Raw genomic sequence first — 8,494 nt, forward strand, 5'->3', positions numbered from 1 at the left:
GATCGTCGTCTTGAAGATGTGACGGATCATGTCTTCGAACAGGTCGCGGATTTCCTGCTCGCCGAGGAACGACGTTTCGCAGTCGATCTGCGTGAATTCCGGCTGACGGTCGGCGCGCAGATCCTCGTCGCGGAAGCACTTGGTGATCTGGTAGTAACGGTCGAAGTTCGCGACCATCAGCAGCTGCTTGAACAACTGCGGCGACTGCGGCAGCGCGAAGAACTGGCCCGCGTTCACGCGCGACGGCACGAGGTAGTCGCGCGCGCCTTCCGGCGTGCTCTTCGTCAGCATCGGCGTTTCGATGTCGATGAAGCCCTGCTCGTCGAGATACTTGCGCGCCTCGATCGCGACGCGGTAGCGCAGGCGCAGGTTGTGCTGCATCTGCGGGCGGCGCAGGTCGAGCACGCGGTGCGTGAGGCGCGTCGTTTCCGACAGGTTGTCGTCGTCGAGCTGGAACGGCGGCGTGACCGACGCGTTCAGCACGTTCAGCTCATGGCACAGCACTTCGATCTTGCCGCTCTTCAGGCCGGCGTTGACCGTGCCTTCCGGACGGTTGCGCACGAGGCCCTTGATCTGCACGCAGAACTCGTTGCGCACGCCTTCGGCGGTCGCGAACATTTCCGCGCGATCCGGATCGCACACCACCTGCACGAGGCCTTCACGATCGCGCAGGTCGATGAAGATCACACCGCCGTGATCGCGGCGGCGCTGCACCCAGCCGCACAGCGACACGGTTTGGCCCAGCAGGTGTTCGGTCACGAGACCGCAGTATTCAGTACGCATCGACATGATGTTTGCTTTCGTTCGGTTTGATCAACGGGCGCCGCGACGCGCGGCCCGGGCGATGATTCTTTACTTACAGCGGCGGCTCGACGGGACGGCGGGCGGGCGCCGGAGCCGGCGCCGACGGCGCCACGACGCCCATCGAGACGATGTACTTGAGCGCGGCATCGACCGACATGTCGAGTTCGATGACTTCGCTCTTCGGCAGCATCAGGAAGAAGCCCGACGTCGGGTTCGGCGTCGTGGGCACGTACACGCTCACGTATTCTTCCGTCAGATGGTTGACCACGTCGCCGCCGGGCGTGCCGGTCAGAAACGCGATCGTATACGAGCCGCGGCGCGGATATTCGATCAGCAGCGCCTTGCGGAACGCGTTGCCGCTGCTCGACAGCAGCGTGTCCGATACCTGCTTGACGCTCGTGTAGATCGGCCCGACGACCGGGATGTGACGCACGACCGCGTTCCACCACGTAACGAGCTTCTGGCCGATGAAGTTCTGCGTGGCCAGCCCGACGACGAAGATGAACGCGAGCGTCAGCACCGCGCCGATCCCCGGCAGATGGAAGCCGAGCAACCGCTCGGGCTGCCACGATTCGGGCAGCAGGAGCAGTGTCTGATCCATCGTGCCGATGATGAGGCCGAGCACCCACAGCGTGATCGCGAGCGGGACGAGAACCAGCAAGCCGGTCAGGAACACCGTTTTCAGGGTCGTCTTTTTCATCATCTGCCGTCAATGAACCGCGCCGGAAGCGCGGGTTGGTCGCGACCCGGCCGGGCCGCGACGGTCAACTGCCGGCGGCGGGCGTCGCGGCCGGTGCCGGCGCGGCGCTCGTCGTCGTGGTGCTGCCCGCACTGCTCGCCGCAGCCGGCGCGGCTGCAGCGGGGGCGGCTTGCGCCGCGGGTGCCGCCGGCGCCGCGTCGCCCGACGTCGCCGCCGGGGCGCTGGCGCCGCCCGAGCCGCCGCGGAAATCGGTGACATACCACCCCGAGCCCTTCAGCTGGAAACCGGCGGCGGTTACCTGTTTGCGAAAAGCATCCTTCCCGCATTCAGGGCATTGCGACAGCGGCGCGTCGCTCATCTTCTGGAGCACGTCCTTCGCGAAACCGCACGCTTCGCATCGATAGGCGTAGATCGGCATGATATTTTTTCCCGCAGAAACTGGAAACGGCTTGCAAAACCTTGAATTATAGCCGAAACCCCGGCGCGCTCCGGCAACGGGCGCGACGCACGGGAATCAGCGACGGCGCCACGTGAGCCAGCGCTCGCGCCCTTCGAACACGGCCAGCGAATCGGTCACGGGCAGATCCTCGATCTGTTCGAAGTGCGGCGCGAGCAACGCGTCGAGTTCCGCGCGCTCGATCCCGAACGGCGGCCCCTTCGGCTTCGCCATCACAAAGAAATAGCCGGCCAGCAATCCGCCGGCGGGCAGCAGTTCGGCCATCCGCGCCGCATAGTCCACGCGCAGGCTCGGCGGCAGCGCGCACAAAAACGCGCGCTCGTACACCCACTGCACGTCGAACGGCGGCTGGTACGCGAAGAAATCGGCCTGCTCGACGACGTCCGCATGCGCGCCGAGCTGCGCCTTCGCGGCCGCCACCGCCTGCGCGGCGAAATCGATCGCGCGCACCGGCCAGCCGGCGCGCGCCAGCCAGCCGGCTTCCTGTGCGCTGCCGCAGCCCGGAATCAGCACCGCGCACGGCTCGCGCCGCTGCGCGAACACGCGAAATCCGTCCGGCACACCGCCGAATTCCCACGGCGTCACGCCGCGCGCGAAACGCTCGTCCCAGAACGATGCGTCGCCGGGATCGCGCGTCGCGAAATCGGCCGCGCCGGGCGCTGAAGGTCGTTTCGGTTCGGGCATCGCCGTGCTCCTTTGGGTCACGCGCCGTACGCGAGCGCGAGCAGCACGCGCGCGACGAGCGCCCCGACGCCGACGGCCAGGCCGAAGATCAGCAACGCCTGCATCAGCCGGTTTGTCCGTTTCTGCTCGACGAGGATCTGGCGCATCAGCTCCTCGCTCGCGGCGCGCGGCGCGTCGTGGCGCGCGGCCATCGCGTGGTGGATCAGGCGCGGCAGTTGCGGCAGCGTCTTGCTCCACTGCGGCGCCTCGACCTTGAACCGCTCGTACCAGCCGCGCAGGCCGATCTGCTCGGTCATCCAACGCTCGAGATACGGCTTCGCGGTCTTCCACAGGTCGAGTTCGGGGTCGAGCGAACGGCCGAGCCCCTCGACATTCAGCATCGTCTTCTGCAGCAGCACGAGCTGCGGCTGGATCTCGACGTTGAAGCGGCGCGACGTCGAGAACAGGCGCATCAGCACCTGGCCGAGCGAGATGTCCTTCAGCGCGCGATCGAAATACGGCTCGCACACCGCGCGGATCGCGCTTTCGAGCTCCTCGACGCGCGTCTCGGGCGGCACCCAGCCCGATTCGAGGTGCAGCGTCGCGACACGGTGGTAGTCGCGCTTGAAGAACGCGAGGAAGTTCTGCGCGAGGTAATTCTTGTCGAAATCGGACAGCGCGCCGACGATCCCGAAATCGAGCGCGATATAGCGGCCGAACGTGTTCGGGTCGAGGCTCACCTGAATGTTGCCGGGGTGCATGTCCGCATGGAAGAAGCCGTCGCGGAACACCTGCGTGAAGAAGATCTCGACGCCTTCGCGCGCGAGCTTCTTGATGTCGACGCCGGCCGAGCGCAGCGTCTCGACCTGGCTGATCGGCACGCCGGTCATGCGCTCCATCACGAGCACCTGCGACGTCGAGAAATCCCAGAACATCTCCGGCACGAGCAGCAGGTCGAGGCCGGCGAAGTTGCGGCGCAACTGGCTGCCGTTCGCGGCCTCGCGCATCAGGTCGAGCTCGTCGTGCAGGTACTTGTCGAATTCGGCGACGACTTCGCGCGGCTTCAGGCGCCGGCCGTCGGCCCACATGCGCTCGGTCCACGTCGCGATGTCGCGCATCAGTGCAAGGTCGGAATCGATCACCGGCAGCATGTTCGGCCGCAGCACCTTGACGGCGACGGCCTTGCCCGCGTGCACGCCCTGCTTCAGCTTCGCGAAATGCACCTGCGCGATCGACGCGCTCGCGATCGGCTCGCGCTCGAATTCGTCGAACAGCTCGTCGACCGGCGCGCCGAGCGACTTCTCGATGATCGCGATCGCGACGGCCGAATCGAACGGCGGCACCTGGTCCTGCAGCTTCGCGAGTTCGTTCGCGAAATCGACCGACAGCAGGTCGCGGCGCGTCGACAGCACCTGGCCGAACTTCACGAAGATCGGGCCGAGGCTTTCGAGCGCGTGGCGCAGCCGCACGGCGGGCGGATCGGAGTAGCGGCGGCCGATCGTCGTGATCCGCAGCAGCAGCTTCACGCGCCGGTCGTCGATCCGGGACAGCATCACTTCGTCGAGACCAAAACGGATGACGGTGTAGACAATCTTGATGAAACGGAAAATGCGCATGCCCTGCGGCCCTCAGTGCGCGCCGCGCGGGCCGGAACCCGTGCGCGCGCCGATTTTTTGTTCGAGTCGCTCGACCCGCTTTTCGACCCGCGCGAGCGCATCGCGTGCGCGCGCCAGTTCGGCGTCGAAGCCGCCGAGCGACGCGCGCCGGACGACTTGCGGGTTCTCGTCGAGCCAGTATTCGGCGACGGAATCGAGCACGTTGCGGCCGGTGCGGCGCGCGCGCGCGCCGGCATCGCGCACGACCGTCGCGATCCGGTACGCCGCCGCGTCGCCGACCAGCTTCGCGAGATCTTCTTCCGGTTCCCAGCGCAAATGCTCGGCCAGCTTCGCGATCTGCGTCGCGAATTCCGCGTCGCCTTCGATCTTCACATGCTTCATCACGGCCGCCTGGCCGCCCTGCAGAAACGCGGCGACCGTGTCGCCGGCAAGCGCGATCGACACGTCGACCTGTTGCGCATCGTGCGCGTCGACAGCCGACAGATAGCCGTCGGGCTGCACCAGCAGCGTGAGCGTGACGGGAGGCACGTCGATCCGGGCAGTCTTGCCCGCATAGGGAATCAGGCGGTCACGTGCCCACGATTCGCGCGCGAGCAGGTGATTGACGGCAGCAGCAAAAGGCTTGGCGGCAAAGGTCATCGGGCTGGGAAAGAAAAAACCCGCGCAGGCCGGGCGCCCACGCGGGTTTCTATTGTAACGTCGGATCGACGGCAGACCGTGCCCGACCGTACACCCGGGCGGCAAGCGGTCGCAGTGCGGCGGCCGTCGCCCGCGTGCCCGGCGGCGCGGGCCGCCGGCCGCGCTCAGTGGGTGTTGAGCTGCTGGATACCCGCGAGCAGCCAGCCCTGACTGCCCGACTTCGACAGGTTCCAGACCTCGTCGAACGACGCGGCCGACGTATTCGCCGCTTCGCGGATCAGGCCGTGGAAGCGCACGCTCGCCGACTGCTCGATGCCGCGATCCTCGATCGCGACCAGTTCCGCGTCGAGCTGCACGACGTCGGTCTGGTTCGCGTCGTTGCCGCGCGAATCGAGGTCGATCTTGATCTCGGCGAACATTTCCGGCGTCGTGAACTCGCGGATGTCGGCCAGGTTGCCCTGATCCCACGCCGCCTGCAGGCGCACGAAGTAAACCTTCGCGCTGCGCAGGAACGCCTCGGTGTCGAAGCCGGCCGGCACCTGGAGCGGCGCAGCCGCCATCGCGCCTGCCGCGCCGGCGGCCGCCGCGCCGCCGCCGAACACGCCCTGTGCTTCGTTGGCATAGCTGCTGCCGCTGCCCGCATAGTTGCTGCCCGTGTTGCTCTGCTGGAACGACGGGCTTTGCGAGTAGCCGCCCGACGACGACGATGCGCCGCCGACCGAGTACGCGGGCTCCTGCGGGCAACGGCGGTTCATGAACTTGCGGACGAGCCAGATGCCGACCATCGCGAGCAACGCGATCACGATGACGTTCGCCATCATGCTCGCGAACGCGCCGCCGAGACCGAAGTGCGAGAGCAGCGCCGCGATGCCGAGACCGGCCGCGAGACCGGCGATCGGCCCGAGCCAGCGCGAGCGGTTGGGCTGAGCGGCCGGCGCGGGCGCGGCCGGGTTCGGACGCTGCGCCTGCGACGGCGCGGCCTGCTGCATCGGCTGCTGCGCGGGCGGCGTGGCCTGGCGCTGCGTGACGGTGGAGCTCTGGCGGCCGATGCTGCGCCCGCCGCCCATGCGCTTCGCTTCGGCGTCGAGCGATGCGAACGTGCCGGCCGTGAGCAGGCCGACCATCAGCAGCGTGCCGACCCGTCGAGCCCACGGCTTCGACGGTTTGCTACGGTTGAACAACGAACGCGATTCAGGCATCAGCTTCTCCGAATGTAAGACGAATGTAGGGAAAGAACCCCTTAGTACTTGGTCCCTAGGTGTAAAGCTACCACGCCACCTGACAAATTGTAATATTTGACGGCGTCGAGGCCCGCTTGTTCCATCATCGTCTTCAGCGTGTCCTGATCGGGGTGCATCCGGATAGATTCAGCAAGATACCGATAACTTTCAGCATCTTTCGCGAACTTGTCGCCAAGCCACGGTAATACTTTGAAAGAATACAAATCGTACGCTTTTTTCAGCGGATCCCAGACTTTCGAGAATTCCAGGACCATCACGCGGCCGCCGGGCTTCGTCACGCGGCGCATCTCGGCGAGCGCGGCATCCTTGTGCGTCATGTTGCGCAGCCCGAACGCGACCGTGACCACGTCGAAGTAGTTGTCCGGAAACGGAATTTTCTCGGCGTCGCACAGCAGCGACGGCGTCACGATGCCCTTGTCGAGCAGCCGGTCGCGACCGACGCGCAGCATCGATTCGTTGATGTCGGTATGCCAGACTTCGCCCGTCGGCCCGGCCGCCTTCGCGAACGACTTGGTCAGGTCGCCGGTGCCGGCCGCGATGTCGAGCACCTTGAAGCCGGGGCGCACGTTCGCCTGCGCGATCGTGAACACCTTCCACGCGCGGTGCATGCCCGCCGACATCAGGTCGTTCATCAGATCGTAGTTGCTCGCGACCGAATGAAACACGCCCGCCACTTTCTTCGCTTTTTCGTTTTCCTCGACGCTTTCGAAGCCGAAGTGGGTTTTGCTCATCGCGTTGATCCTCAGTAAATGGCAAGACGGCGCCGAGCGGGCGCCGTCGATTTCAGTGGCAGTGGCCATGCGGCGCGCCGGCCGCCTGCATCGGGGCGTCGCGCTCGACGCCCGCCGCCTTCAGTTTGTCGAAATAGTCGCGCCACAGCGCGTCCTGCCGCGTCGCCAGTTCGTACAGCAGGTCCCACGAGTAGATGCCGGTCGAATGGCCGTCGGAGAACGTCGGCTGCAGCGCGTAGTTGCCGACGCCCTCGAGCGCGGTGATCGTCACTTCGCGCTTGCCGGTCTGCAACGTCTCCTGGCCGGGCCCGTGGCCGCGCACCTCGGCCGACGGCGAATAGACGCGCATCAGCTCGAACGGAATCCGGTAGCTCTCGCCGTTCGGGTACTGCAATTCGAGCACGCGCGATACCGCGTGCACGACGACGCCGGACGGAATCGGCGTCGTGGAAGTCAAACCGCTCATGCTTGCCTCGAATCGGTCATGCGTTGAATTTCCTCGCGCACCGCATTGTGCAGCAGCGAGGCCTGCGCCGCGCGCGAGCGCAGCAGCGCCTCGGACACGCTGCGCTGGCGCGGCGCCCACACGGGCTGCGGGAAATGGGCATCGTTGGAAAAGCGCGGAATCACGTGCCAGTGCACGTGCGGCACCATGTTGCCGAGGCTCGCGAGATTCACCTTGTTCGGCTGCATCACGCGGCGCACGGCCCGCTCGACCGCGTAGACCACGCGCATCAGATGTGCCCGCTCGGGTTCGCCGAGATCGGAGAACTCGGCCACGTGCGCACCCCAGATCACCCGGCAGAAGCCCGGGTAGTCGTGCTCGCCGGTGGCCAGCACGACGCGCAGCGCATCGTCCTGCCAGAGCACCTCGCCGCCGTCTTCACGGCAAAACACGCATTCCATCGTCGCTCCCATGTGGACGGGCGCCGGCACATCAGCGCCGGCGCCCGCTCTCATCCTAGTCCCGCTGGGCGGTCGTCATGCCCGCATTAGACCAGCACGCGCTCGATCCCGCCATGGTTGGCCCGTGCGACATAATCGGCCATCCAGTTCTCGCCGAGCACCTGGCGCGCAATTTCGACCACGATGTAGTCGGCCTCCAGGTTCGCGTCCTCGTTGTAGCGCGACAGCCCCTGCAGGCACGACGGGCAGCTCGTCAGGATCTTCACGTCCGGGCCGTTCGTGCCCGCATCGGCCGGCGCCGGCGCGTCGCCCGCCACCACCGGAATCGCGCGCAGCTTCGCCGCGCCCTTGCGGATCTCCTCTTCCTTGCGGAAGCGCACCTGCGTCGACACGTCCGGACGCGTCACCGCCAGCGTGCCCGACTCGCCGCAGCAGCGATCGTTCTTCTCGATCCTGTAGCCGTCCTTCTGCGCACCCATCAGCTCGTTGACCAGCTTCACCGGGTCGATCGTCTTGATCGGCGTGTGGCACGGGTCGTGATACATGTAGCGCGTGCCCGTCACCCCGTCGAGCTTCATCCCCTTCTCGAGCAGGAACTCGTGGATGTCGATGATCCGGCACCCCGGGAAGATCTTGTCGAATTCGTAGCCCGCGAGCTGGTCGTAGCACGTGCCGCACGACACCACCACCGTCTTGATGTCCAGATAGTTCAGCGTGTTCGCCACCCGGTGGAACAG

11 protein-coding genes are annotated in these 8,494 nt (G+C 66.4%); all 11 read right to left on the reverse strand.

The genetic code is table 11. From position 1 onward, the window contains the following. On the reverse strand, window positions 1-789 hold a 789-nt coding region (gene aspS / locus AC3IFE_RS00145), incomplete at its 3' end, for an aspartate--tRNA ligase (protein WP_489189203.1). Between the two features lie 67 nt (window positions 790-856). Then, window positions 857-1,507: a DUF502 domain-containing protein gene (locus tag AC3IFE_RS00150; protein ID WP_175879386.1), complete on the reverse strand. Its 651-nt coding sequence runs from the start codon at window positions 1,505-1,507 to the stop codon at window positions 857-859. Window positions 1,508-1,568: 61 nt separating this feature from the next. After that, on the reverse strand, window positions 1,569-1,922 hold the full coding sequence (locus AC3IFE_RS00155; RefSeq protein ID WP_089468414.1) for an FmdB family zinc ribbon protein: 354 nt from the start codon (window positions 1,920-1,922) through the stop codon (window positions 1,569-1,571). A gap of 96 nt (window positions 1,923-2,018) precedes the next feature. Beyond that, entirely contained in the window at window positions 2,019-2,645 is a 627-nt protein-coding gene (locus tag AC3IFE_RS00160) for a class I SAM-dependent methyltransferase (protein WP_489189204.1), read from the reverse strand. Between the two features lie 17 nt (window positions 2,646-2,662). Further along, window positions 2,663-4,240, reverse strand: a complete 1,578-nt coding sequence (gene ubiB, locus AC3IFE_RS00165; RefSeq protein WP_089468416.1) for a ubiquinone biosynthesis regulatory protein kinase UbiB — start codon at window positions 4,238-4,240, stop codon at window positions 2,663-2,665. A 12-nt stretch (window positions 4,241-4,252) separates the two neighbouring features. Then, the gene (locus AC3IFE_RS00170; protein WP_006487883.1) at window positions 4,253-4,879 is read right to left on the reverse strand and encodes a ubiquinone biosynthesis accessory factor UbiJ; all 627 of its coding nucleotides are present in this window, start codon (window positions 4,877-4,879) and stop codon (window positions 4,253-4,255) included. Window positions 4,880-5,043: 164 nt separating this feature from the next. Further along, complete coding sequence (locus AC3IFE_RS00175) at window positions 5,044-6,078, reverse strand: Tim44 domain-containing protein (protein ID WP_489189205.1); 1,035 nt, start codon at window positions 6,076-6,078, stop codon at window positions 5,044-5,046. Window positions 6,079-6,119: 41 nt separating this feature from the next. Beyond that, the gene (ubiE, locus tag AC3IFE_RS00180; protein ID WP_489189206.1) at window positions 6,120-6,851 is read right to left on the reverse strand and encodes a bifunctional demethylmenaquinone methyltransferase/2-methoxy-6-polyprenyl-1,4-benzoquinol methylase UbiE; all 732 of its coding nucleotides are present in this window, start codon (window positions 6,849-6,851) and stop codon (window positions 6,120-6,122) included. Window positions 6,852-6,903: 52 nt separating this feature from the next. Further along, window positions 6,904-7,317: a gamma-butyrobetaine hydroxylase family protein gene (locus AC3IFE_RS00185; RefSeq protein WP_034208367.1), complete on the reverse strand. Its 414-nt coding sequence runs from the start codon at window positions 7,315-7,317 to the stop codon at window positions 6,904-6,906. Then, window positions 7,314-7,757 (reverse strand): HIT family protein, encoded by a 444-nt coding sequence (locus tag AC3IFE_RS00190; RefSeq protein ID WP_011546191.1) that lies wholly within the window; start codon window positions 7,755-7,757, stop codon window positions 7,314-7,316. The genes AC3IFE_RS00185 and AC3IFE_RS00190 overlap by 4 nt, the downstream gene beginning before the upstream one ends. A gap of 86 nt (window positions 7,758-7,843) precedes the next feature. Next, the coding region (locus AC3IFE_RS00195; protein WP_489189207.1) for a DUF3400 domain-containing protein at window positions 7,844-8,494 on the reverse strand (651 nt) is incomplete at its 5' end.

It is taken from the genome of Burkholderia sp. APQ4-4ca (assembly GCF_057837105.1).